General features: G+C 71.0%; 23 protein-coding genes. 1 reads left to right on the forward strand and 22 read right to left on the reverse strand.

Translation table 11 applies throughout. The annotated features are described in order from the left end of the window. Positions 1-7: 7 nt before the first annotated feature. The 12 genes from coaBC to pyrR all read right to left on the reverse strand — a co-directional run bounded on the left by coaBC (position 8) and on the right by pyrR (position 13160). A complete protein-coding gene (gene coaBC / locus LHJ74_RS01025) occupies positions 8-1240 on the reverse strand; it encodes a bifunctional phosphopantothenoylcysteine decarboxylase/phosphopantothenate--cysteine ligase CoaBC (protein ID WP_260215447.1) in 1233 nt (410 codons plus the stop codon). Positions 1241-1360: 120 nt separating this feature from the next. Beyond that, a complete protein-coding gene (gene rpoZ / locus LHJ74_RS01030; RefSeq protein WP_027751092.1) occupies positions 1361-1633 on the reverse strand; it encodes a DNA-directed RNA polymerase subunit omega in 273 nt (90 codons plus the stop codon). A gap of 48 nt (positions 1634-1681) precedes the next feature. Next, positions 1682-2281: a guanylate kinase gene (gmk, locus tag LHJ74_RS01035; RefSeq protein ID WP_260215448.1), complete on the reverse strand. Its 600-nt coding sequence runs from the start codon at positions 2279-2281 to the stop codon at positions 1682-1684. A gap of 38 nt (positions 2282-2319) precedes the next feature. Next, a complete protein-coding gene (locus LHJ74_RS01040; protein ID WP_027751094.1) occupies positions 2320-2643 on the reverse strand; it encodes an integration host factor in 324 nt (107 codons plus the stop codon). Positions 2644-2876: 233 nt separating this feature from the next. Next, a complete protein-coding gene (gene pyrF, locus LHJ74_RS01045) occupies positions 2877-3737 on the reverse strand; it encodes an orotidine-5'-phosphate decarboxylase (RefSeq protein WP_260215449.1) in 861 nt (286 codons plus the stop codon). Next, positions 3734-4933 (reverse strand): quinone-dependent dihydroorotate dehydrogenase, encoded by a 1200-nt coding sequence (locus tag LHJ74_RS01050; protein WP_260215451.1) that lies wholly within the window; start codon positions 4931-4933, stop codon positions 3734-3736. Before LHJ74_RS01050 ends, pyrF begins: the two co-directional genes overlap by 4 nt. A 14-nt stretch (positions 4934-4947) precedes the next feature. Then, positions 4948-8268, reverse strand: a complete 3321-nt coding sequence (carB, locus tag LHJ74_RS01055; protein ID WP_260215452.1) for a carbamoyl-phosphate synthase large subunit — start codon at positions 8266-8268, stop codon at positions 4948-4950. Then, positions 8261-9457: a glutamine-hydrolyzing carbamoyl-phosphate synthase small subunit gene (carA, locus tag LHJ74_RS01060; RefSeq protein ID WP_260215453.1), complete on the reverse strand. Its 1197-nt coding sequence runs from the start codon at positions 9455-9457 to the stop codon at positions 8261-8263. The genes carB and carA overlap by 8 nt, the downstream gene beginning before the upstream one ends. Next, the gene (locus LHJ74_RS01065; RefSeq protein WP_260215454.1) at positions 9454-10065 is read right to left on the reverse strand and encodes a PH-like domain-containing protein; all 612 of its coding nucleotides are present in this window, start codon (positions 10063-10065) and stop codon (positions 9454-9456) included. Before LHJ74_RS01065 ends, carA begins: the two co-directional genes overlap by 4 nt. Beyond that, the gene (locus tag LHJ74_RS01070; RefSeq protein WP_260215455.1) at positions 10062-11366 is read right to left on the reverse strand and encodes a dihydroorotase; all 1305 of its coding nucleotides are present in this window, start codon (positions 11364-11366) and stop codon (positions 10062-10064) included. Before LHJ74_RS01070 ends, LHJ74_RS01065 begins: the two co-directional genes overlap by 4 nt. Further along, positions 11363-12379, reverse strand: coding sequence for an aspartate carbamoyltransferase catalytic subunit (locus tag LHJ74_RS01075; protein WP_260215456.1), 1017 nt, complete (start codon positions 12377-12379; stop codon positions 11363-11365). Before LHJ74_RS01075 ends, LHJ74_RS01070 begins: the two co-directional genes overlap by 4 nt. A gap of 148 nt (positions 12380-12527) precedes the next feature. Next, complete coding sequence (gene pyrR, locus LHJ74_RS01080) at positions 12528-13160, reverse strand: bifunctional pyr operon transcriptional regulator/uracil phosphoribosyltransferase PyrR (protein WP_260215457.1); 633 nt, start codon at positions 13158-13160, stop codon at positions 12528-12530. Positions 13161-13365: 205 nt separating this feature from the next. On the opposite strand from pyrR, the gene bldD reads away from it, so the two are divergent. Beyond that, complete coding sequence (bldD, locus tag LHJ74_RS01085; RefSeq protein WP_027751102.1) at positions 13366-13866, forward strand: transcriptional regulator BldD; 501 nt, start codon at positions 13366-13368, stop codon at positions 13864-13866. 48 nt (positions 13867-13914) lie between these two features. Here the strand turns inward: bldD and nusB are convergent, their stop codons facing one another. The 10 genes from nusB to mltG all read right to left on the reverse strand — a co-directional run bounded on the left by nusB (position 13915) and on the right by mltG (position 23300). Further along, positions 13915-14340 carry a transcription antitermination factor NusB gene (gene nusB, locus LHJ74_RS01090; protein ID WP_260215459.1) on the reverse strand — a complete coding sequence of 142 codons (426 nt, stop codon included), beginning with the start codon at positions 14338-14340 and terminating at the stop codon, positions 13915-13917. 2 nt (positions 14341-14342) lie between these two features. Further along, entirely contained in the window at positions 14343-14909 is a 567-nt protein-coding gene (efp, locus tag LHJ74_RS01095) for an elongation factor P (RefSeq protein WP_260215460.1), read from the reverse strand. 55 nt (positions 14910-14964) lie between these two features. Beyond that, positions 14965-16101, reverse strand: coding sequence for a M24 family metallopeptidase (locus tag LHJ74_RS01100; protein WP_260215461.1), 1137 nt, complete (start codon positions 16099-16101; stop codon positions 14965-14967). Between the two features lie 118 nt (positions 16102-16219). After that, the gene (locus LHJ74_RS01105; protein ID WP_260215462.1) at positions 16220-17059 is read right to left on the reverse strand and encodes an AAA family ATPase; all 840 of its coding nucleotides are present in this window, start codon (positions 17057-17059) and stop codon (positions 16220-16222) included. Between the two features lie 144 nt (positions 17060-17203). Next, a complete protein-coding gene (locus LHJ74_RS01110) occupies positions 17204-17647 on the reverse strand; it encodes a type II 3-dehydroquinate dehydratase (RefSeq protein ID WP_260215463.1) in 444 nt (147 codons plus the stop codon). After that, positions 17644-18762 (reverse strand): 3-dehydroquinate synthase, encoded by a 1119-nt coding sequence (aroB, locus tag LHJ74_RS01115; RefSeq protein ID WP_260215464.1) that lies wholly within the window; start codon positions 18760-18762, stop codon positions 17644-17646. Before aroB ends, LHJ74_RS01110 begins: the two co-directional genes overlap by 4 nt. Continuing rightward, positions 18759-19286 (reverse strand): shikimate kinase, encoded by a 528-nt coding sequence (locus LHJ74_RS01120; RefSeq protein WP_260215465.1) that lies wholly within the window; start codon positions 19284-19286, stop codon positions 18759-18761. The genes aroB and LHJ74_RS01120 overlap by 4 nt, the downstream gene beginning before the upstream one ends. After that, the gene (gene aroC / locus LHJ74_RS01125; RefSeq protein ID WP_260215466.1) at positions 19283-20467 is read right to left on the reverse strand and encodes a chorismate synthase; all 1185 of its coding nucleotides are present in this window, start codon (positions 20465-20467) and stop codon (positions 19283-19285) included. The genes LHJ74_RS01120 and aroC overlap by 4 nt, the downstream gene beginning before the upstream one ends. A 53-nt stretch (positions 20468-20520) precedes the next feature. Continuing rightward, complete coding sequence (locus LHJ74_RS01130; RefSeq protein WP_260215467.1) at positions 20521-21402, reverse strand: shikimate dehydrogenase; 882 nt, start codon at positions 21400-21402, stop codon at positions 20521-20523. Continuing rightward, positions 21402-23300 carry an endolytic transglycosylase MltG gene (gene mltG / locus LHJ74_RS01135; RefSeq protein ID WP_260215468.1) on the reverse strand — a complete coding sequence of 633 codons (1899 nt, stop codon included), beginning with the start codon at positions 23298-23300 and terminating at the stop codon, positions 21402-21404. The genes LHJ74_RS01130 and mltG overlap by 1 nt, the downstream gene beginning before the upstream one ends. Positions 23301-23308: the final 8 nt, after the last annotated feature.

The following is a 23308-nucleotide window of genomic DNA, read 5'->3' on the forward strand; positions in this document are numbered from 1 at the left end:
CGGTGTCTCAGTCGCTGTGCGGGAGCTGTCGGAAACGCTGCTGGACCAAGTCCCAGACGGTGTCCGCGAGCGCCTCCTTCGGGCCGTACGGAACGGGGGTCTCGCTGCCGTCCGCGCCGAGTACCAGGGCCTCGTTCTCCTCCGAACCGAAGGTCTTCCGCTCCCCCACCTCGTTGACGACAAGCAGGTCACAGCCCTTGCGGGCGAGCTTGGCACGCCCGTTGGCGAGCACGTCGTCGGTCTCTGCGGCGAAGCCGACCACCACCTGCCCGCCCTTTGCCCGGCCGGTCGAGAGTTCGGCCAGGATGTCCGGGTTGCGGACGAGAGTGATCGGCTGCGGTTCCTGGCCGTCCTGCTTCTTGATCTTCCCCGCCAGATAGACGGAGGGGCGAAAATCAGCCACGGCGGCGGCCATCACCACCGCGTCCGCCTGGGGGGCGGCCCGCAGCATCGCCTCGCGCAACTGCACCGCGGTGCCGACGGGCACCACGTCCACCCCGGCGGGGTCGGGCAGAGCCGCGTTCGCGGCGACGAGGGTGACCCTGGCCCCGCGGGCGGCGGCCGTACGGGCGAGGGCGTAGCCCTGTTTGCCCGAGGAACGGTTGCCCAGATACCGCACCGGGTCCAGCGGCTCGCGAGTGCCGCCCGCGCTGACCAGGACATGGCGCCCCGCGAGATCGGCCTGCGGCATCGCCGCCGCGCCCCGGGCCAGCACCCGGCGGCTCAGCGCGAAGATCTCACCAGGGTCCGGAAGGCGGCCCTTGCCGGTGTCCACGCCCGTGAGACGGCCGACGGCGGGTTCGATGACGAGGCAGCCCCGGCGGCGCAGTGTGGCGACGTTCTCGCGGGTGGCCGGGTGCTCCCACATCTCGGTGTGCATCGCAGGTGCGAAGAGGACAGGACAGCGTGCGGTGAGCAGCGTATTGGTCAGCAGGTCGTCCGCTAGTCCGTGCGCGGCCTTCGCGAGCAGGTCGGCGGTCGCCGGGGCGACCACGACCAGGTCCGCTTCCTGTCCGATCCGGACATGCGGGACCTCGTGGACACTCTCCCAGACCCGGGTGCTGACGGGCTGCCCGGAGAGCGCCGACCAGGTGGCCTCACCGACGAAGTGGAGCGCGGACTCGGTGGGGACCACACGTACGTCGTGGCCGGACTCCACAAAGCGGCGCAGCAGCTCGCACGCCTTGTACGCGGCGATGCCACCGCTCACCCCCAGCACGACCCTGACCCGGTCTTCCATCGCTCGACTCTCCCCTGGTGCCGCCCCTGCCCGTTTGCGGGCCCTGCCGTCCATGACACACCACGGGCCCGGCAGTCGCGCTGCCGGGCCCGTCGTTCACCGCTGTGGTGTCCGTGGGTACTACTGCGGCGGGGCCTCGATGGCTTCGGAGGTCAGCAGACCCGCGTTGATCTCACGGAGCGAGATGGAGAGCGGCTTCTCGTGGACGTGAGTGTCCACAAGCGGGCCGACGTACTCCAGCAGACCCTCGCCGAGCTGCGAGTAGTACGCGTTGATCTGGCGCGCCCGCTTGGCGGCGTAGATCACCAGGCTGTACTTCGAGTCGGTGGCTTCGAGCAGCTCATCAATCGGAGGGTTGATGATGCCCTCGGGTGTCGTGATGGAAGAGGACACGCTCTGCCTTCCGGAGGTGGACAAGTGTGATCAGGCTGCCGCGGACTTCTAGTCGTCAGCCCGCATCAAGGCTAGCAGCTCCGCGCTGACCTCCCCGACCGAGGTGTTCACCAGGGTGACGTCGAACTCGGGCTCGGCGGCGAGCTCCGTGCGGGCGGCAGTCAGGCGTCGCTCGATCACCTCGGGCGCCTCGGTGCCGCGGCCGGTGAGGCGCCGCACCAGTTCGTCCCAGCTGGGCGGGGCGAGGAAGACGAGCAGCGCGTCCGGCATGGACTCGCGGACGAGCCGCGCGCCCTGGAGGTCGATCTCCAGGAGCACCTGCCCGCCCGCCTCCAGCCGCTCCGTCACGGCCTTCCGGGGTGTGCCGTAGCGGTTTCCCGCGAACTCGGCCCACTCCAGCAGCTCGCCGTTGGCGATCAGCTTGTCGAACTCCTCGTTGTCCATGAAGAAGTAGTGCACGCCGTGCCGCTCGCCGGGCCTCGGTCTGCGGGTGGTGGCGGACACCGAGAGCCAGACCTCGGGATGCTCCTTGCGCAAATGCGCAACGACCGTGCTCTTACCGACCCCTGAGGGGCCGGAGAGCACGGTCAGCCGCGTGCGTCCTTCCGGGGGGACGGGGGTTGCCCCCTGGGAGACAGCAGTAGTCATGAAGCGATTATCCAGGTTTCTGGCAGTGCTCGGGACCGTCAGGCCGAGGCGCCGCCGAACTCGCGCTCCAGGGCAGCGATCTGATTGGAGCCGAGCCCACGCACCCGGCGGCTCTCGGAGATGCCGAGCCGCTCCATGATCTGCTTGGCGCGGACCTTGCCCACGCCGGGCAGCGATTCGAGAAGGGCGGAGACCTTCATCTTGCCGATGACGTCGTTCTCCTGGCCCTGCTTGATGACCTCGTGCAGGGATGCGCCGGAGTGCTTCAGTCGATTCTTGACCTCGGCGCGCTCCCGGCGAGCCGCGGCGGCCTTCTCGAGCGCGGCTGCGCGCTGTTCAGGGGTAAGGGGCGGAAGAGCCACGCCTACGTCACCTCGGATGTCGAACTGGTCGGATATGGATCGTGAGGAACCTAGTAGCCCCGCACCTGCGGAGCAACGAACAACGCGCAGGGCGCGGTGCTCTCGTCGGAGACTAGCGGTCTACAGGCTCTGAGTCAGCGAGAACAGCGGAAAAGTCCTGGTCAGACTCGATCGACCCGGACATATCAGGACAATACTCGCGAGTACGAGACGCCCTGCCCCTCTTATCCACCTCAGGACACCTGCCCGAGTGCCTCGCCGAGCTCGTCCGCCTGCCGCCGCGCCGCCTCCCGCAGGCCCGCGACCGTAGGTCCGTACCGCAGGACACCGCGGCTCACGCTCGGCACCACCTGCCCCACGGCGCCGCCGAACACGCGGCGCAGATCCGCGGCACCCGCACCCTGCGCGCCGATGCCCGGGGCCAGCAGCGGGCCGTTGACGGCGAGATCCGCGCCGGCCTCCGCGAGCGTCGCACCGACCACCGCGCCGAAGGAGCCGAGCGGCTCCTCGCCCGCGTTCTCCGTCCGGAGACGGTCGAGCAGCACCTGTGCCACCTGCCGTCCGTCGTCCGTGACAGCGCGTTGCACCTCGGCCCCCTCCGGATTGGAGGTGAGCGCGAGGACGAAGAGACCGGAACCCGAAATCCGCGCCGCGTCCAGCGCCGGCCGCAGCGACCCGAAGCCCAGGAAGGGGCTGACGGTCACCGCGTCCGAGAACAGCGGACTGCCCTTGGTGAGGTAGGCATCCGCATAGGCGGTCATCGTCGAGCCGATGTCACCGCGCTTCGCGTCCATCAGCACCAGCGCGCCCGCGTCGCGGGAGTGCGCCACGGTCTTCTCCAGGGCGGCGATGCCGCGCGAGCCGAAGCGCTCGAAGAAGGCGGACTGGGGCTTGAGCACGGCGACCCGGTCGGCCAGCGCCTCCACCACCGTACGGCAGAACCGCACCAGGCCGTCCACGTCGTCGTTGAGGCCCCAGTCGGCCAGCAGCGCGGGGTGCGGGTCGATGCCGACGCACAGCGGCCCCCGCGTGTCCATCGCCTGCCGCAGCCGGGCTCCGAAGGCGAACGGTGCGAGGTGTTCTTCCTGGCTCATGCGCGGGCCTCCTGGCCATCGGCTCCGGTGGCTCCGGACTGGTCTGATCCGAACTGGTCTGATCCAGGCTGGCCCGCTCCGGCCGGACCGGCTTCGGCCCCGACCGCCTCGGCGAGCGTGGTGTACGGGCTGCTCCGCAGGCGGGCGGCGAGCCCCTTGTGCATGGCGCGGCACCACAGCGGGCCCTCGTAGATGAAGGCGCTGTAGCCCTGTACGAGCGTCGCGCCCGCCAGGATGCGCTGCCAGGCGTCCTCGGCGTCGCCGATGCCGCCGACGCCCACCAGCGTGACCCGGCCGCCCACGCGCCCGTACAGCCGCCGCAGCACCTCGAGGGAGCGCTCCGTGAGCGGGGCGCCCGAGAGGCCGCCGGTCTCCCCCGTCAGCTCCGGGCCGGAGACCAGGCCGAGGCTTTCGCGGGCGAGGGTGGTGTTGGTGGCGATGATGCCGTCGAGTCCGAGTTCCACCGCGAGGTCGGCGACCGCGTCGATGTCCGCGTCCGCGAGATCCGGTGCGATCTTGACGAGCAGCGGCACCTGGTGCCCGGGGACGGCGCGGTCCGCCGCATCCCGTACGGAACGCAGCAGCGGTCGCAGCACCCCGACGGCCTGGAGGTCACGCAGCCCGGGGGTGTTGGGCGAGGAGACGTTGACGACGAGGTAGTCGGCGTACGGGGCGAGCCGCTCGGCCGAGGTGACGTAGTCGGCGATGGCTCCGTCCTCGGCCACCGCCTTCGTCTTGCCGATGTTGACGCCGACCGTCGCCCGGAAGGCGGGCCCCCCATGAGTCCGGCGGCGGGCCGCGAGCCGGTCGGCGACGGCGGCGGAGCCCTCGTTGTTGAAGCCCATGCGGTTGATCAGCGCGCGGTCCGGCGTCAGCCGGAAGAGCCGTTGGCGGGGGTTGCCGCTCTGGCCCTGGGCGGTGACGGTGCCGACCTCCACGTGGTCGAAGCCGAGCATCGCCATGCCGTCCACGGCGGTGGCGTTCTTGTCGAAGCCCGCCGCGAGACCGAACGGCCCGTGCATCCGCAGGCCCAGTGCCTCCGTCCGCAGCTCCCGGTAGCGGGGCGCGAGGACGGCCGCCACGAAGGTGCGCAGCACCGGGATCCGGGCGACCGCCCGGATGAGGGAGACGGCGAGATGGTGGGCGCGCTCGGGGTCGAGCCGCCGCAGGATCACCCGGAAGAGGTAGCTGTACACGGTTGCCGGCCGCCTCATCCCTCGCGCGCCGCGGTCAGATGCCGGGCGTGTTCCTGGAGCGAGCGGACGCCGACCTCGCCGCGGGTGAGCGCCTCGATGCCCTGCACCGCCGCGGCGAGTGCCTGGACGGTGGTGAGGCAGGGGATGGAGCGGGCGACCGAGGCAGTGCGGATGTCGTAGCCGTCCAGGCGTCCGCTGGTGCCGTAGGGGGTGTTGACGATGAGGTCTACCTGCCCGTCGTGGATGAGCTGGACGATCGTCTTCTCTCCGTTCGGGCCTTCGCCCTGGCTGTTCTTGCGGACGGTGGTGGCGTTGATGCCGTTGCGCTGGAGTACCTCGGCGGTGCCGGAGGTGGCCAGGAGCTCGAAGCCCATGGCGACCAGCTCGCGGGCGGGGAAGATCATGGAGCGCTTGTCGCGGTTGGCGACCGAGATGAAGGCGCGGCCCTTGGTGGGCAGCGCACCGTAGGCGGCGGCCTGCGACTTGGCGTAGGCGGTGCCGAAGACGGTGTCGATGCCCATGACCTCGCCGGTGGAGCGCATCTCGGGGCCCAGGATGGTGTCCACGCCGTGTCCGTGTACGTCGCGGAAGCGGTTCCAGGGCATCACGGCCTCCTTGACGGAGATCGGCGCGTCCAGCGGCAGGGTGCCTCCGTCACCGGTGGCCGGGAGCATGCCCTCGGCACGCAGTTCGGCGACGGTGGCGCCCAGGGAGATACGGGCGGCGGCCTTCGCCAGCGGGACGGCGGTGGCCTTGGAGGTGAAGGGCACGGTGCGGGAGGCGCGGGGGTTGGCCTCCAGCACGTAGAGGATGTCCCCGGCCATGGCGAACTGGATGTTGATCAGTCCGCGCACCCCCACCCCGTCGGCGATGGCCTCCGTGGAGGCGCGCAGCCGCTTGATGTCGTAGCCGCCCAGGGTGATGGGGGGCAGCGCGCAGGCGGAGTCGCCGGAGTGGATTCCGGCCTCCTCGATGTGCTCCATGACGCCGCCGAGGTACAGCTCCTGGCCGTCGTAGAGCGCGTCCACGTCGATCTCGATGGCGTCGTCGAGGAAGCGGTCGATCAGGACCGGGTGCTCGGAGATGAGGCCGGCGTGCCGGGTGAGGTACTCCTCCAGCGAGGGCTCGTCGTAGACGATCTCCATTCCGCGCCCGCCCAGTACGTAGGAGGGGCGGACCATGACCGGGTAGCCGATTCCGGCGGCGGTGTGCCGTGCCTCGTCGAAGGAGTAGGCGGTGCCGTACTTGGGGGCGGGCAGTCCGGCCTTCTCCAGTACCCGGCCGAACGCGCCGCGCTCCTCCGCCAGGTGGATGGCTTCCGGGGAGGTGCCGACGATGGGTACGCCGTTGTCCTTGAGCGCCTGGGCCAGGCCCAGCGGGGTCTGTCCGCCCAGCTGCACCAGGACGCCCGCCACCGGACCGGCCTGACGTTCGGCGTGCACGATCTCCAGCACGTCCTCCAGGGTGAGCGGCTCGAAGTAGAGCCGGTCGGAGGTGTCGTAGTCGGTGGAGACGGTCTCCGGGTTGCAGTTGACCATCACCGTCTCGTAGCCCGCGTCGCTCAGGGCGAGGGAGGCGTGCACACAGGAGTAGTCGAACTCGATGCCCTGGCCGATCCGGTTGGGGCCCGAGCCGAGGATGATCACCGCCGGCCTCTCCCGCGGGGCGACCTCGGTCTCCTGGTCGTAGGAGGAGTAGAAGTAGGGGGTGCGGGCGGCGAACTCGGCCGCACAGGTGTCGACCGTCTTGTAGACCGGGCGTACGCCCAGCGCTTGCCGGACCTCGCGCACCACGTCCTCGCGGAGGCCGCGGATACCGGCGATCTGTTGGTCGGAGAAGCCGTGGCGCTTGGCCTCGGCCAGCAGTCCGGCGTCCAGGAGCGCGGCCGAGGCCAGCTCGTCGGCGATCTCCTTGATGAGGAAGAGCTGGTCGGTGAACCACGGATCGATCTTCGAAGCGGCGAAGATCTCCTCCGCGGTGGCTCCGGCCCGGATGGCGGCCATCGCCGTGTTGATCCGGCCCTCGGTGGGACGGGCCGCGCGTGCCAGCAGCGCCGCCTTGCCTCCCAGGTCACCCGGCTCGGTGGTGAAGTCGAACTGCGAGCCCTTCCGTTCCAGCGAGCGCAGCGCCTTCTGCAGCGCCTCGGGGAAGTTGCGGCCGATCGCCATCGCCTCGCCCACCGACTTCATCGTCGTCGTCAGCGTGGAGTCGGCGGCGGGGAACTTCTCGAAGGCGAACCGGGGTGCCTTGACGACCACGTAGTCGAGGGTGGGCTCGAAGGAGGCCGGGGTCTTCTCGGTGATGTCGTTGGGGATCTCGTCGAGCGTGTATCCCACGGCCAGCCGGGCGGCGATCTTGGCGATCGGGAAGCCGGTGGCCTTGGAGGCGAGAGCGGACGACCGGGAGACGCGCGGGTTCATCTCGATGACGATGATCCGGCCGTCGTCGGGGTTGACCGCGAACTGGATGTTGCAGCCCCCCGTGTCGACGCCGACCTCGCGGATGACGGCGATGCCCACGTCCCGCAGGAGCTGGTACTCGCGGTCGGTGAGCGTCATCGCCGGGGCCACGGTGATCGAGTCGCCGGTGTGCACGCCCATCGGGTCGAAGTTCTCGATGGAGCAGACGACGACGACGTTGTCGTGCCGGTCGCGCATCAGCTCCAGCTCGTACTCCTTCCACCCCAGGATGGACTCCTCCAGCAGTACCTCGGTGGTCGGCGAGAGGGTCAGGCCCTGGCCCGCGATCCGCCGCAGCTCGTCCTCGTCGTGCGCGAAGCCCGAGCCCGCGCCGCCCATGGTGAAGGAGGGGCGCACCACCACGGGGTAGCCGCCGAGCTCCTGGACACCGGCGAGGATGTCGTCCATGGAGTGGCAGATGACGGAGCGGGCGGACTCGCCGTGGCCGGTGCGCTCCTTGACGGCGGCCACGACGTCCTTGAACTGGTCTCGGTCCTCGCCCTTGTTGATCGCTTCGACGTTGGCGCCGATCATCTCCACCCCGTACGCCTCCAGGGTGCCCGCCTCGTGCAGTGCGATCGCCGCGTTCAGCGCCGTCTGACCGCCCAGGGTGGGCAGCAGCGCGTCGGGGCGTTCGCGGGCGATGATCCGCTCCACGAACTCCGGGGTGATCGGCTCGACGTAGGTGGCGTCGGCGATCTCCGGATCGGTCATGATCGTGGCCGGGTTGGAGTTCACAAGGATGACCCGCAGGCCCTCGGCCTTCAGGACGCGGCACGCCTGGGTACCGGAGTAGTCGAACTCGGCGGCCTGGCCGATGACGATCGGGCCGGAGCCGATGACCAGAACGGACTCGATATCAGTGCGCTTAGGCACGCTGGCCCTCCCGGAGCGGATCGTGGTGCGGGCGACCGTCGCGCATGAGGGCGACGAAGCGGTCGAACAGATAGGCGGCGTCGTGGGGACCGGCGGCGGCCTCGGGGTGGTACTGGACGCTGAAGGCCGGCCGGTCGAGCAGCCGCAGCCCTTCGACGACGTTGTCGTTCAGGCAGACGTGCGAGACCTCGGCCCGGCCGTACGGGGTCTCACTCACGGTGTCCAGCGGCGCGTCGACGGCGAAGCCGTGGTTGTGCGCCGTGATCTCCACCTTGCCCGTGGCGCGGTCCTGAACCGGCTGGTTGATGCCGCGGTGGCCGTACTTCAGCTTGAAGGTGCCGAACCCGAGGGCGCGGCCGAGGATCTGGTTCCCGAAGCAGATGCCGAACAGCGGTGTGCCGCGTTCCAGCACGCCGCGCATGAGGGCGACGGGGTGTTCGGCGGTGGCGGGGTCGCCGGGGCCGTTGGAGAAGAACACACCGTCCGGACGGACCGCGTACACGTCCTCCAGGGTGGCTCGCGCGGGCAGGACGTGCACCTCGATGCCGCGCTCGGCCATCCGGTGCGGGGTCATGCCCTTGATTCCGAGGTCGACGGCGGCGACGGTGAAACGCTTCTCCCCGACTGCCGGGACGACGTACGGCTCGGTGGTGGCCACCTCGCCGTACAGGTCCGCGCCCTGCATCCCCGGCGCTTCCCGCACCCGGGCCAGCAGGGCGGCGTCCCCTGCCGGCGCGCCGCCGTCGGCCGTGCCAAGAGCGGGGCCGGAGAAGATGCCGACGCGCATGGCGCCGCGGTCGCGCAGATGGCGGGTGAGCGCGCGGGTGTCGATGCCGCTGATGCCGACGACGCCCTGGTCCGCCAGTTCCTGGCCGAGGCCGCGGGTCGCTCGCCAGTTGGAGGAGAGGCGGGAGGGGTCGCGCACGACATAGCCGGCGACCCAGATCCGCGGCGACTCCGCGTCCTCGTCGTTCACCCCGGTGTTGCCGATGTGCGGCGAGGTCATGACCACCACCTGGCGGTGGTAGGAGGGATCGGTCAGGGTCTCCTGGTAGCCGGTCATCCCGGTGTTGAAGACGGCCTCACCGAAGGTCTCGCCGACCGCCCCGTAGGCGTGGCCGTGGAAGACCCGCCCGTCCTCCAGTACGAGTGCTGCCGGAGCCCTGCGGGCTCCTGCGGAGGTCGTCATCGTGCACCTTCCTGATCGTGCGGGGCGGCGACGCCGGTGTCGCCGGCGAGTGTGCCGATCGCCTCCACCCAGGCGGTGTGATCGGCGGCTTGGTCGGAGCGGAAGCCGGAGTCGAGCTGACGGGTGCCGTGCTCCCAGGTGATCACCAGCAGGCCGCCCTCGGTCAGGACCTTGCCCGCGATGCCCTTGTCCAGACGGGCGCCGCGCAGTTGCCCGGCCGGGACGAAGAAGTCCTCGGTGCCCGGACGTACGACCTCCAGGCCGTCGTCGGTGAGGGTCAGCTCGACCCGGCTGCGGACGCCCAGGCCGTGCGCGACGACCCTGTCGAGCCACTGCCCGGCGGTGGTGGAGCCGTGGTAGCGGCCGGTCATACTCAGCCGGACCGCGCCGGGCGCGGGCGCCTCGGCGGGCAGGCCGGGCAGCTCGGGCAGATCGCTCTGGAGGGTGCCGCGCCACTTCCAGCCCTGGCGCATCAGCCAGTACAGGAGGGCGACGAAGAGCACCAGGGCTATCACCCAGCTGATCCGGGCGGCCCAGTCGGTGACCTCCTGGGACTTCTTCTCCGCGGCCAGCGGGTGTTGCGCGGCCAGCTTGATGAGGTGATTCACGTCAGTTTCCCGTCCACGACCGTCGCCGATCCCCGCAGGAAGGTGTGGGTGACGCGTCCCGGCAGCTCACGGCCCGCGTAGGGGGTGTTGCGGCTGCGGGAGACGAAGCCCGCGGGGTCCACCTCTCCACGGTATGCGGGGTCGACCAGAGTGAGGTTGGCGGGCTCACCGGCTGAGACGGGGCGGCCGTGGCCCGCGAGCCGGCCGATGGCTGCGGGGCGCGCGGACATCCGGTCGGCGACCTGGGACCAGTCCAGCAGCCCGGTGTCGACCATGGTGTGCTGGACGACGGACAGCGCCGTCTCCAGGCCCACCATGCCCATGGCGGCCGCGCCCCACTCGCAGTCCTTGTCCTCGTGCGGGTGCGGAGCGTGGTCGGTAGCCACACAGTCGATGGTGCCGTCCGCGAGGGCTTCGCGCAGTGCGAGCACGTCCGCCTCGGTGCGCAGCGGCGGATTCACCTTGTAGACGGGGTCGTAGGTGCGCACCAGTTCGTCGGTGAGCAGCAGGTGGTGCGGGGTGACCTCGGCGGTGACGCGCCAGCCCTTGGACTTGGCCCAGCGGACGATCTCCACGGAGCCCGCCGTGGAGAGGTGGCAGATGTGCACGCGGGAGCCCACATGGGCGGCGAGCAGGACGTCGCGGGAGATCACCGACTCCTCGGCGACGGCGGGCCAGCCGCCGAGGCCGAGCTCGGCGGAGACGATGCCCTCGTTCATCTGGGCGCCCTCGGTGAGCCGGGGCTCCTGGGCGTGCTGGGCGATGACGCCGTCGAACGCCTTCACGTACTCCAGCGCCCGGCGCATGATCACGGCATCGTCGACGCACTTGCCGTCGTCGGAGAAGACCCGGACGGCGGCGGCCGACTCGTGCATGGCGCCGAGCTCCGCGAGCTGCCTGCCCGCCAGCCCGACGGTGACGGCCCCGACGGGCTGGACGTCGCAGTAGCCGGACTCGCGGCCGAGCCGCCAGACCTGTTCGACGACACCGGCGGTGTCGGCGACCGGGAACGTGTTGGCCATGGCGTGCACGGCGGTGAAGCCGCCGCGTGCGGCGGCGCGGGTACCGGTGAGGACCGTCTCGGAGTCCTCCCGGCCCGGCTCGCGCAGATGGGTGTGGAGGTCGACCAGGCCGGGAAGCAGGATCAGGCCGTCCGCGTCGATCACCTGGGCACCGGCGTCATCCGGCCGGCTGCCGGTGCTGGTGCTGCCGCCGACGGAGGCGATGGTCTCGCCGTCGATCAGCACGTCCCGGGGTGCGCCGCCGAGGATCTGCGCACCGCGGATCAGAGTTCTGCTCATCGGTCGTTCTCCTCAGTACGGGGCGTGTCGGGGCGGGGGCTGACGGCGGGCTCGCTGCCGCCCAGCAGCAGGTAGAGCGCGGCCATCCGGATGCTGACGCCGTTGGTCACCTGCTCGACGGCGGTGCAGCGCGGCGAGTCGGCGACCTCGGCGGTGATCTCCATGCCGCGGTTCATCGGTCCCGGGTGCATCACCAGGGCGTGCGCGGGCATCCGGGACATCCGCTCGCCGTCCAGTCCATAGCGGCGGGCGTACTCGCGCTCGGTCGGGAAGAAGGCGTCCTTCATCCGCTCGCGCTGCACGCGCAGCATCATGACCGCGTCGGATTTGGCGAGGACGGAGTCCAGGTCGTAGGTGACCTCGCACGGCCAGCTCCCCACCCCGACGGGCACCAGCGTGGGCGGGGCGACGAGGGTGACCTCGGCACCGAGGGTGCTCAGCAGGTGCACGTTGGAGCGGGCCACCCGGCTGTGCAGGATGTCGCCGACGATCGTGATGTGCCGCCCGGACAGATCCCGGCCGGTACCGCCGCCGGGGCTGCCGGAGCCGCCGCCGGAGCCGGTGAAGCGGCGGCGCATGGTGAAGGCGTCGAGCAGCGCCTGGGTGGGGTGCTCGTGTGTGCCGTCGCCCGCGTTGAGCACCGAGCCGCCGATCCAGCCCGAGGTGGCCAGCCGGTGCGGGGCGCCCGAGTCGGGGTGCCGGATGACGACGGCGTCGGCCCCCATCGCCTCCAGCGTGAGCGCGGTGTCCTTGAGTGACTCGCCCTTGGAGACGGAGGAGCCCTTGGCGGAGAAGTTGATGACGTCCGCGGAGAGCCGCTTCGCCGCCGCCTCGAAGGAGATCCTGGTACGGGTGGAGTCCTCGTAGAACAGGTTCACGACGGTACGGCCCCGCAGGGTCGGCAGCTTCTTGATCGGCCGGTCGGCGACCCGGGCCATCTCCTCGGCGGTGTCGAGGATGAGGACGGCGTCGTCCCGGGTCAGGTCGGCGGCCGAGATGAGGTGACGCTTCATCTGATGCCTCACGTGGGTGGTGGAGGGGCTTTGCATGCGGCCCCGGCCAGGCCGGAGGGAGGCATGCCGGGGTGTGCCGGGCAGGCGCGGAGAGCTACGGACGCGGCCGGGCGTACGGACGCTCCGCCGCTCCCGCCCACGCCAGGTGTCAGCGGTCGCCCGAGGGGTCGGTCCGGCGGGCGCCCAGCAGCACGCCGTCGCGGCCGTCCTCCTCGGTGAGCCGGACCTTGACCGTCTCGCGCAGCGAGGTGGGGAGGTTCTTGCCGACGTAGTCGGCGCGGATCGGCAGCTCGCGGTGGCCTCGGTCGACGAGTACGGCGAGCTGCACGGCGCGTGGTCTGCCGATGTCGCCGAGGGCGTCGAGGGCGGCGCGGATGGTGCGGCCGGAGAAGAGCACGTCGTCGACGAGGACCACGAGCCGGCCGTCGACCCCGTCGGCCGGGATCTCGGTACGGGCCAGCGCACGGGCGGGCTTCATACGCAGGTCGTCGCGGTACATGGTGATGTCGAGCGAGCCGACGGGGACCGTACGGCCGGTGATCTCGTCGAGCTTGGCGGCCAGCCGGCGGGCGAGGAAGACGCCGCGGGTCGGAATGCCGAGGAGCACCACGTCATCGGCGCCCTTGGCGCGTTCGACGATCTCGTGGGCGATGCGGGTCAGGACCCGCTTGATGTCCGGCGCCTCCAGTACGGGGCGGGCCGGGCCTGCCGCCGCGGCTTCCCCGCTGGGATCGCGGTCGTCGCCGTGCCGGTCGGTGTCGCTGTTGTCGCCGTTGTCCATGGGAGAACGGACCTCCTTCTCCGTCTCACGGGACGGTCTTAAAGGACGTCGGAATCTTGCGCGCCCACAGTAGCAGGACAGCCCGTGCGCTCCGTAACTCCCATCATTAGACCTGATCGGAGGCAGGAAGGACCGTTCGGCTTGACGGCACACATTACGCTGCGTAATCTCACAGTGAGTTACCACGACGTCGTCCGGGAGCCTTATGTCCAGCGAATACGCCAAACAGCTCGGAGCAAAGCTCCGCGCCATCCGCACCCAGCAGGGCCTCTCCCTTCATGGTGTCGAGGAGAAGTCCCAGGGCCGTTGGAAGGCCGTTGTCGTCGGCTCCTACGAGCGCGGCGACCGTGCGGTCACCGTGCAGCGCCTCGCCGAGCTTGCCGACTTCTACGGCGTGCCGGTGCAGGAGCTGCTGCCGGGCACCACGCCGGGCGGCGCCGCAGAGCCACCGCCGAAGCTCGTGCTCGACCTGGAGCGGCTGGCCCATGTGCCGGCCGAGAAGGCGGGCCCGCTGCAGCGTTACGCGGCGACCATCCAGAGCCAGCGCGGCGATTACAACGGCAAGGTCCTCTCAATCCGCCAGGACGACCTGCGGACGCTGGCCGTGATCTACGACCAGTCGCCTTCGGTGCTGACCGAGCAGCTCATCAGCTGGGGAGTGCTCGACGCGGACGCCCGCCGGGCGGTATCGCACGAGGACGCCTGACGCGACGGGTCCGGGACGCATGGCGTCCCGGACCTCGCTCGCTACCGGTCAGCGCCGCAGGCTCGGCTTGAGTTCCTTCAGCCGACCGAGCAGGCCGTTGATGAAGGCAGGCGAGTCGTCCGTGGAGAACTCCCTGGCGAGTTGCACGGCCTCGTCGAGCACCACGGCGTCGGGGATGTCGTCCGCCCAGATCAGTTCGTAGGCGCCGAGCCGCAGAATGCTGCGGTCCACGACCGGCATCCGGTCGAGCGTCCAGCCCACCGCATAGGTGGCGAGCAACTCGTCGATGCGGTCCGTGTGCTCCGCGTACCCCTCGACGAGATCCATCGTGTACTCACCGACCGGCGGTTGCCGATCGTCTGTTCTCGCATGCCGGATCCAGTCGGCGAGGACGTCAGTCACGGTGCTGCCGCGCTGATCGGCCTCGAACAGGATCTGGAAGGCGCGCTTCCGCGCCTTGCTGCGGGCGGCCACGGTTAGTTGTTCACCCGGCCGAGATACTCGCCGGAGCGGGTGTCGACCTTGATCTTCTCACCGGTGGTGATGAACAGCGGCACGCCGACCTCGTAACCGGTCTCCAGCCGCGCGGGCTTGGAACCTCCGGTCGAGCGGTCACCCTGCACGCCGGGCTCGGTGTGCTCGATCACCAGCTCGACCGCTGCGGGCAGCTCGACGAAGAGCGGGTTGCCCAGATACATGGCCACCGTCGCCTCGAACCCCTCGATGAGGTAGTTGGCCGCGTCGCCGACGATCTCGCGGGTGATGTGGACCTGGTCATAGGTGTCCAGGTCCATGAAGACGAAGTAGTCGCCGTCCATGTACGAGAACTGCATGCCGCGTCGGTCCACTGTGGCCGTCTCGACCTTGGTGCCGGCGTTGAAGGTCTTGTCGACCGTCTTGCCGGAGAGCACGTTCTTCAGCTTGGTGCGGACGAAGGCGGGGCCCTTACCGGGCTTGACGTGCTGGAATTCGACTACGGACCAGAGCTGGTCGCCGTCGAGCTTGAGCACCATGCCGTTCTTGAGGTCGTTCGTGGAAGCCACGGTTGCGGAATCTCCTGAGACTGCTGCTGCGAGACCAGGATCCGCAGCCCCATGGTCAGAGTGCGAGCAGCTCCTTGGTCGTGATGGTGAGTAGCTCGGGTCCGCCGTCCGCCTGCGGGCGGACGACGAGCGTGTCATCGATCCGGACCCCGCCGCGCCCTGGGAGGTGAACTCCCGGTTCGACGGTGACCGGCACACAAGCGTCCAGTTTACCCATGGCCGCAGGTGTCAGCTGCGGGTCCTCACCGATTTCCAGTCCCACACCGTGGCCCATGCGTGCCGCCAGCGCCACACCGTACCCCGCCGCGTCCAGTGGCTGCCGGGCCGCACGGTCCACCTCGTGGTAGGCGGCCCCGGGCGCGAGCGCCTCCCGTCCGGCCCTCTGAGCGGCGAAGACGAGGTCGTAGAGGTCGATCTGCCAGTCCGCCGGGGCCGTGCCGATGACGAACGTACGGCCGATCTGGCAGCGGTAGCCGCGATAGCGGGCGCCCAGGCACACGGAGAGAAAATCTCCCTCCTCCACCCGCAGGTCCGTGGGCTGATGTCCGGAGATGCCCGCATTGCCGCCCGTCCCCACCGAAGTCGGGAAGGCCGGGCCGTCCGCCCCGTGGTCGATGAGGCGGCGCTCCAGCTCCAGCGCGAGATGGCGCTCGGTACGGCCGACGAGGATGGATTCGAGCAGTTCGCCCAGCGCCTGGTCCGTCATCTCGGCGGCGGTGCGCAGCGCGGAGATCTCCTCCTCGTCCTTGACCAGCCGCTGCTGCTCGACCGCACAGCCCAGACCGGTCAGGCGCAGGCCCGGGGCGGCGGCGGCCAGCGCCCGGTAGCGTGCGATGGTCAGATGGTGCTCCTCCAGCGCGAGGGAGTCGGCGCCCGCGGCGACGGCGAGGCCGGTCGCGGTGAGCGCCGGGTCGTCCTCGCCCGGCGGGAGCGGGCAGTTGTGCAGCGGCCCGTCGCTGGAGACGTTCCCCCAGGAGCCCGGAGCCGTCTCGGCCCGAGTCGCCAGCGGCGGGCCGAGCAACGTGTCCCGGCCGTCGGGCGTCAGCAGCAGGGCGGCGGGCGGCGGGGCACCACCGGTCAGATAGCGGATGTTCGCGGGCCGAGTGACCAGCACCGCGCTCGCCGCGCCGCTGCCGTGTGCCGCGCAGCGTTCGCGCAACCGCGCGCGGCGGGAGACGTGCACGTCGGACATGAGGCCGAGCTTACGGTCCCCGGCGCCCTGCGGCCGTGCGAAAGGGCTGGGCGGGTCGCGTGTCGCCCGCCGGGGAGCCCCGGGCCCGGCGCGGCGGAAGCGGGGCCCGGTGGCGCGGCTACCAGTTCGGCGGGCTGGTCAGGCTGCGGCCCACCACGTCGTCGAGCATCCGGGCCGTGGTGGCGACGTCGTGCCGGGAGTTGTCGATGATCGGCAGGCCGGAGCCGTACCAGCCGGCCATCCGGCCGTGGATACGGGCGACCTCCTCGTCGGAGAGGCGGCGGTTGCCGGAACGGGCGGCGTTGCGTTCGAGCACGATCTCCAGGCCGGGCAGCAGCACCACCGGGATCAGGCCCGGCCCCACATGCCGCTTCCAGCCTCCGAGCCCGATGACCGGCCGGTCCGGGAAGACCGCGTCGTCCAGGATGCAGGAGATGCCGTTGGCCAGGAAGTTGCGCGCGGAGAAGCCGCAGGTGCGGCGGGCGAGCCGGTACTGCGCCTCCGAATGGTCGTTCCAGCCCGTCTGCGGATCGGCGAAGCCGGAGCGCACCCACTCGCGTACGTCGTCCAGGCTGATGTGCGCGGTGGGCACGGCCCGCCGCTCCGCCCAGTACTTGGCCACCGTGGTCTTGCCCGCCCCGGCCGCTCCGATCAGGAGCACGGCGACGGCGGCGCGGGTGCCGTCCGGATGCGCGGGATCGGGGCCCGGACCGGGTATCTCCACCGGTGCGCCCGGGGGCAGCTGAATGTGCCCCGTGGTGGCGGTCTCGACGGGCTGGCCCGGCAGCCCCTGCCCGCCCGACCAGCCCGGCGCCGGGGGCGCTGACGGCGGTGCGGTACCGGGTGCGGGAAACGGCGCTGGTCCTTGGCCCGGATGCGGGGCGTGCTGCCCGTGGGCGTGCGCCCCGAGAGGCTGCGCCGGTGGAAGTGAAGGCTGCCGCGCCCCGTACTGCTGCATCCGCTCCCCACTCCGCTGCCGTGTGCTGTGTGCTGGTGCGTACCGAACGGTAGGCTACCTTCCCTGCCCGCCCGAGTGTGAACGTCCTGGGCGGTCGCCGAGTGCCCGGGTGGACCCCCACCCGTTCTCAGCCCATCAGCCGGTTCAACCGGTCGGTTCGTCCGCGAGCGCGCGCAGGGCCAGCAGGTACGAACCGATACCGAAGCCCGCGATCGTCCCGCTGGCCACGGCGGCGACCACCGAGGTGTGGCGGAACTCCTCCCTCGTGTACGGGTTCGAGATGTGCACCTCGATCAGCGGCGCGGTGCGCTGGGCGGCGGCATCGCGCATCCCGTAGGAGTAGTGGGTGAACGCGCCGGGGTTGAGCACGACCGGGATCGAGCCGTCCGCCGCCTCGTGCAGCCAGCGGATCATCTCCCCCTCGTCGTTGGTCTCGCGGACCTCGGCCTCGAAGCCGAGCTCCGCGCCGAGTGCCGTGCAGCGCTGGACCAGTCCCGTGTAGGAGGTGGACCCGTACACGTCGGGCTCGCGGGAGCCCAGCCGCCCCAGGTTGGGCCCGTTGAGCACGAGGACTTTGCGAGCGCTCACTCGGCGATCTCCGCGTGCGCCGCGAGCAGCATCGCCGGGTCCGGACCCTCCAGCACGGCGGGCTTGGCCAGCCCGTCCAGCACGATGAAGCGCAGCATGTCACCGCGGGACTTCTTGTCGACCTTCATCGTCTCCAGCAGCTTGGGCCACTGGTCGCCGCGGTAAGTGACCGGCAGGCCGACGGACTTCAGTACGGCCCGGTGCCGGTCGGCGGTGGCGTCGTCCAGACGCCCGGCGATGCGGCCCAGTTCGGCGGCGAAGACCATGCCGACGGAAACGGCGGCGCCGTGCCGCCAGTTGTAGCGCTCGTTCTTCTCGATCGCATGGGCGAGAGTGTGGCCGTAGTTGAGGATCTCCCGCAGGCCCGACTCCTTCAGGTCGGCGGAGACGACCTTCGCCTTCACCCTGACGGAGCGTTCGATCAGCTCCGCGGTGGCGGGGCCGCCCGGGTTGCGGGCGGCCTCCGGGTCCCTCTCGATCAAGTCCAGGATCGCCGGGTCGGAGATGAATCCGGCCTTGATGATCTCCGCCAGACCGCTGACGTAGTCGTGCACGCCGAGAGACTCCAGGGCCGCGAGGTCGCACAGCACACCGGCGGGCGGATGGAAGGCGCCCACCAGGTTCTTGCCCTCGGCGGTGTTGATGCCGGTCTTGCCGCCGACCGCCGCGTCCACCATGCCCAGCACGGTGGTGGGCACGGCGATCCAGCGCACCCCGCGCAGCCAGGTCGCCGCCACGAAGCCCGCCACGTCGGTGGTGGCGCCGCCCCCGACGCCCACGATGACATCCGTACGGGTGAACCCGGTCTGGCCCAGCGCCTTCCAGCAGTAGGCGGCGACCTCGACCGTCTTGGACTCCTCGGCGTTCGGCAGCTGGACGGCGACGGCCTGGTAGCCCTGCTCGGCCAGATCCGCGCGCAGCACCTCGCCCGTCTCGGCGAGCGCCTCCGGGTGGAGCACCGCGACCCGCTGGGCACCGCTGCCGATCAACCGGGGCAGCTCGCCCAGCAGCTGACGGCCGATGACCACGTCGTACGGATCGCTGCCCACGCTGCCGCCGGCGCCGACGGTGATCCTGGTGTGGGCCCCGCCGGTCTTCCCGGTCACCTCTGTCATCGCTGCTCCAGCTCCAATGCGTCGAGGACCGCCTGGGCGACCTCAGGGGGTGTGCGGCCGTCCGTGCTGACGACCGCGCGGGCGACCTCGGTGTAGAGCGGCCGCCGCTCGTCCATGAGCGCGCGCCACTGCTTGCGCGGATTGACCGTCAGCAGCGGACGCGGGGCGTCCAGGCCGACCCGTCTGACTGCCTCGGCGACGTCCATGTCCAAGAAGGCAACCGGAAGTCCGGCCAGCAGCCCGCGGGTCACCGGAGCCAGGATCGCGCCGCCGCCCAGGGACAGCACGCCTCGGTGGTCGGCGAGGGCTGCGCGCACCGCCGCCTGCTCCAGCTCGCGGAAGTGCGGCTCGCCCTCGTCGAAGAAGATCTCCGCGATCGGCTTGCCCGCCGCCTCGACGATGTCGGCGTCGGTGTCGCGGTAGGCAGTGCCGAGCCGTTCGGCAAGCAGTGCGCCGACGGTGGACTTCCCCGCGCCCGGCGGGCCGACCAGTACGACGACGGGGCCGGGGCCGGGGCCGGTCACCGGATCTCCATGGCATCGAGATAGCCGGTGACATTGCGCCTGGTCTCCCGGACGCTGTCCCCGCCGAACTTCTCCGCCACCGCGTCGGCCAGCACCAGGGCCACCATCGCCTCGGCGACGATCCCGGCGGCCGGGACCGCGCACACGTCCGAACGCTGATGGTGCGCCCGCGTCGCTTCGCCGGTGGCCACATCGACGGTCGCCAGCGCGTGCGGCACGGTGGCGATCGGCTTCATCGCGGCCCGTACGCGCAGGAGTTCACCGGTACTCAGGCCGCCCTCGGTGCCACCGGAGCGCCCGGACGCGCGCCGCACGCCCTCGTCCGTCGCGAGGATCTCGTCATGGGCCTGGGAGCCGGGCACCCGGGCCAGACCGAAGCCGTCGCCGACCTCGACGCCCTTGATCGCCTGGATGCCCATCAGCGCGCCCGCGAGCCGCGCGTCCAGCCGCCGGTCCCAGTGGACGTGCGAGCCCAGCCCCACCGGCACTCCGTGGGCCAGCACCTCGACGACTCCGCCGAGGGTGTCGCCGTCCTTGTGCGCCTGGTCGATCACGGCGACCATCGCGGTACTCGCGTCGGCGTCCAGGCAGCGCACCGGGTCCGCGTCGAGCTTCTCGACGTCACCGGGCACCGGGAGGACGTCCGGCGGTGCCGCGGCGCCGCCCAACTCGACGACGTGCGAAAGGATCTCGACGCCGGCCGTCTCCCTGAGATAGGAGCGGGCGACCGTGCCCAGCGCCACCCGGGCCGCGGTCTCCCGCGCGGAGGCCCGCTCCAGGATCGGCCGGGCCTCGTCGAAACCGTACTTCTGCATACCGGCCAGATCCGCGTGGCCGGGGCGGGGGCGGGTCAGCGGCGCGTTCCGCGCCAGGGCGGCCAGTTCGGCCGGGTCCACCGGGTCGGCGGACATGACCTGCTCCCACTTGGGCCACTCGGTGTTCCCCACCATCACGGCCACCGGCGATCCCAGGGTGAGGCCGTGCCGGACGCCGCCCAGGAACGTGACCTCGTCGCGCTCGAACTTCATGCGCGCGCCGCGGCCGTAACCCAGCCGCCTGCGCGCCAGCGCGTCCGCCACCATCTCTGTCGTGATGGGCACGCCCGCGGGCAGTCCCTCCAGCGTCGCCACGAGTGCGGGGCCGTGCGATTCCCCCGCCGTCAGCCAGCGCAACCTGCTCAACGGTGCTCCTCGGTCCAGCGCCTGCGGCGCGATGTCTGCCTGCCCCGATCCTGTCACGTCCGGGGGGCCGGACGGGGCCCCGTCCGGAGACCGGACAGACCCTGAGCCGTCCGGGCGGCGAGTGCCTGCTCGCCCGCGGCGCGCATCGCGGCCAGCGGCGCGGGGGCACGGCCCGTCATCCGCTCCACCTGGAGCACCGCCTGATGGACCAGCAGGTCGAGGCCGCCGACGACGGTGCCGCCGGAGCCGGACCAGGCGGCGGCCAGCGGCGTGGGCCACGGCTCGTACAGCACGTCGAAGAGCGTGCCGGGCCGGTCGGGCACGTGCCCGGCCAGCATGTCGGTGGCGCCGGCCGGGGTCGTCGCGATGACCAGCGGCGCCCCGAGCGCCCCTGCGGCGTCCGACCACGGCGCCGTACGGACGTCCACGCCCAGGCGTTCGCCCCAGCCGCGCATCTCCGCGGCGCGGGCGGCGCCGCGTACGTACGCGGTCACCTCTCCCGTGCAGATATGGGACAGGGCCGCGAGCGCGGAGGAGGCGGTCGCCCCGGCGCCGAGCACGGCCGCCGACTCGACCCGGACGACGCCGCACTCCCGCAGGGCCGCGACCATGCCGGGGATGTCGGTGTTGTCGCCCACGCGCCGTCCGTCATCGCGGAAGAGGACCGTGTTCACAGCGCCCACCGAGGTCGCGGTGTCGGTGAGCTCGTCGAGCAGCGGCATGACGGCGCGCTTCAGGGGCATGGTCAGCGACAGGCCCGCCCACTCGGCGCCCAGACCGGCGAGGAACTCCCCGATGCCGCTCTCGTCCACCTCGAAACGCTCGTACGACCAGTGCGCCAGGCCCAGTTCCCGGTAGGCGGCGCGGTGCAGCACCGGGGAGAGCGAGTGGGCGATGGGCGAGCCGAGCACGGCCGCACGCCGGGTCTGGGGCATCAGTCGTCTTTGCCGTTCTTGCGCGAGTACTCGTTGAAGTCCTGCACGTTTCGCTCGTGCTCGTCGTGGCTGTCGGTGAAACGCGTGTCGCCGGGCTTGACGCTGACGAAGTACAGCCAGTCGCCCTTCGTGGGCTCCAGCGCCGTCTCCAGCGCGAGGTTGCCGGGGTTGTCGATCGGGCCGGGCGGCAGGCCCTTGTGCAGATAGGTGTTGTACGGCGACTCGAACTTGGTGTCGTTGACCGTGGTGTTGAGCTTCGACTCGCCCTTCGCGTAGTTGATGGTCGAGTCGAACTGGAGCTTCATGTCCTGGTCCAGGCGGTTGTAGATGACCCGCGAGACCTTGCCGAAGTCGCCGTCGTCCTGTGCCTCCGCCTGGATGAGCGAGGCGATGCTGAGGATCTCCTCCGGGCTCTTCCCGGCCTCCTCGGCGGCCTCCTCCAGACCGAGCTTGCGGAACTCGCTCTCGGCCCGCTTGACCATGGCCGAGAGCAGCTCCTTCGGGGTGGTCTTCTCGCTCACGGTGTACTTCGCGGGGAAGAGGAACCCCTCCGGATTGTCCTCGGCCCACTCGGGCAGGCCGAGACCACCGGCTTCGGCCGCCTTCTCGGCGGCGCCCTTGTCCGTCTGGAGCGTCTTGTCGATGAGCGCGTAGACCTGGGAGGCGCGCAGCCCCTCCGGGATGATCAGACCGCTCTGGCTTGCCGGGTCGAGCATCAGCTTGACCGCGGCGTCGGCCGACATCTCCTTGCGCATGGTGTAGACGCCTGCCTGGATGCCGCTCGACTTGGTGTTCGACTCGGCGGCGTCCACAAAGGCGTCATGGCTCTTGACCACGCCGGCCTTCTTCAGGGTGTTGCCCATGTCGGAGAGCGAGGAGCCCTTCGGCACCTCGACCTGGACCGTGCCCTTGCCCTCGCCCGAGAAGTCCGGAGCGGGGCCGAACCGCGATTCGTAGAACTGGTAGCCGAAGTAGCCGACGGTGCCGACGCCGCCGGTGAGGACGAGCGCCGCGACCAGGCACGCACAGCCGCCACGCCGCTTGGTGTCGCCGTCACGGCTGCGGCCGTTCCGGCGCCCGTCGCGTCCGGACGGATCGTCGTCGTCGTAGTCGTCGACCGCGTCGTCGTCGCGGTCCGTGAAGAAGGCGTGTTCGCCCTGGTCGGCTCCCGGGTCCCAGCCGGTTTCCGGATCGGGCTCCGGTCTGTGCCCGCCCGGGTCGCCGGACGGGCCGTACATCTCCGGCTGCTCGTACTGCTGGTGCGGCCCCGGCTGCGGGTAGCCGCCCTCGTCGGCGTGGTAGCCGTGCTGGACGGCCTGCGCGGGGTTCTGGCCGGTGTCGTACGGGTCGGCGGGCCGCATGCCGTACGCATCGGGCACGCCGCCGCCGTACGGGTCCGGGGCACCGCCGCCGTACTGCTGGCCTCCCTGGGTGTCCCAGCCCTGGCCGCCGTACTGCCCCGCCTGGTTCTGCTGTTGCGGGTGCTGGTGCTGCTGGGGATGTGCCTGCTGGGGGTGGGGGTACGGTGCTTGGTGCTGCTGCGGGTCCGGGTACTGCTGCTGACCGCCCGTGTCCCATCCCTCGCCGCCGTACGGGTCACCGCCGTACGAGTCACCGCCGTACGGGGGCTGCTGACCCTGCGGGTACTGCTGAGGGTGGGGGTAGTACTGGTCCCCGTACTGCTGCTGCGGCGCATGCTGCTGGGGATACTGCTGCGAGTACTGCTGGTCCTGGTACTGCTGCTGCGGGTACTGCTGCGGGTACTGCTCCCCCGCGTAGGTGTCCCAGCCTTCCTGCTGCTGCCCGGTGGCCGGGCTCCCGTCCCATCCCGGGTCCCCGTACAGCGGGTCCTCTGGGTGCCACGGTTGGGAGCCGGAGCCCCGGCCATACTCAGTCATCGATCCCC

It is taken from the genome of Streptomyces gossypii (genome assembly GCF_025165795.1).
Classification (GTDB): Bacteria; Actinomycetota; Actinomycetes; order Streptomycetales; family Streptomycetaceae; genus Streptomyces; species Streptomyces gossypii.

Excerpts from the sequence above, each read along its gene's own strand:
- pyrF (WP_260215449.1), bottom strand. The coding sequence starts at position 3,737 with ATGAGCCAGGAAGAACACCTCGCACCGTTCGCCTTCGGAGCCCGGCTG.
- LHJ74_RS01100 (WP_260215461.1), bottom strand. The coding sequence starts at position 16,101 with ATGTCCGACGTGCACGTCTCCCGCCGCGCGCGGTTGCGCGAACGCTGC.
- LHJ74_RS01105 (WP_260215462.1), bottom strand. The coding sequence starts at position 17,059 with ATGCAGCAGTACGGGGCGCGGCAGCCTTCACTTCCACCGGCGCAGCCT.
- pyrR (WP_260215457.1), bottom strand. The coding sequence starts at position 13,160 with ATGGACAACGGCGACAACAGCGACACCGACCGGCACGGCGACGACCGC.
- LHJ74_RS01070 (WP_260215455.1), bottom strand. The coding sequence starts at position 11,366 with ATGAGCAGAACTCTGATCCGCGGTGCGCAGATCCTCGGCGGCGCACCC.
- bldD (WP_027751102.1), top strand. The coding sequence starts at position 13,366 with ATGTCCAGCGAATACGCCAAACAGCTCGGAGCAAAGCTCCGCGCCATC.
- carA (WP_260215453.1), bottom strand. The coding sequence starts at position 9,457 with ATGACGACCTCCGCAGGAGCCCGCAGGGCTCCGGCAGCACTCGTACTG.
- mltG (WP_260215468.1), bottom strand. The coding sequence starts at position 23,300 with ATGACTGAGTATGGCCGGGGCTCCGGCTCCCAACCGTGGCACCCAGAG.
- gmk (WP_260215448.1), bottom strand. The coding sequence starts at position 2,281 with ATGACTACTGCTGTCTCCCAGGGGGCAACCCCCGTCCCCCCGGAAGGA.
- aroB (WP_260215464.1), bottom strand. The coding sequence starts at position 18,762 with ATGACAGAGGTGACCGGGAAGACCGGCGGGGCCCACACCAGGATCACC.
- LHJ74_RS01075 (WP_260215456.1), bottom strand. The coding sequence starts at position 12,379 with ATGAAGCGTCACCTCATCTCGGCCGCCGACCTGACCCGGGACGACGCC.
- LHJ74_RS01130 (WP_260215467.1), bottom strand. The coding sequence starts at position 21,402 with ATGCCCCAGACCCGGCGTGCGGCCGTGCTCGGCTCGCCCATCGCCCAC.
- coaBC (WP_260215447.1), bottom strand. The coding sequence starts at position 1,240 with ATGGAAGACCGGGTCAGGGTCGTGCTGGGGGTGAGCGGTGGCATCGCC.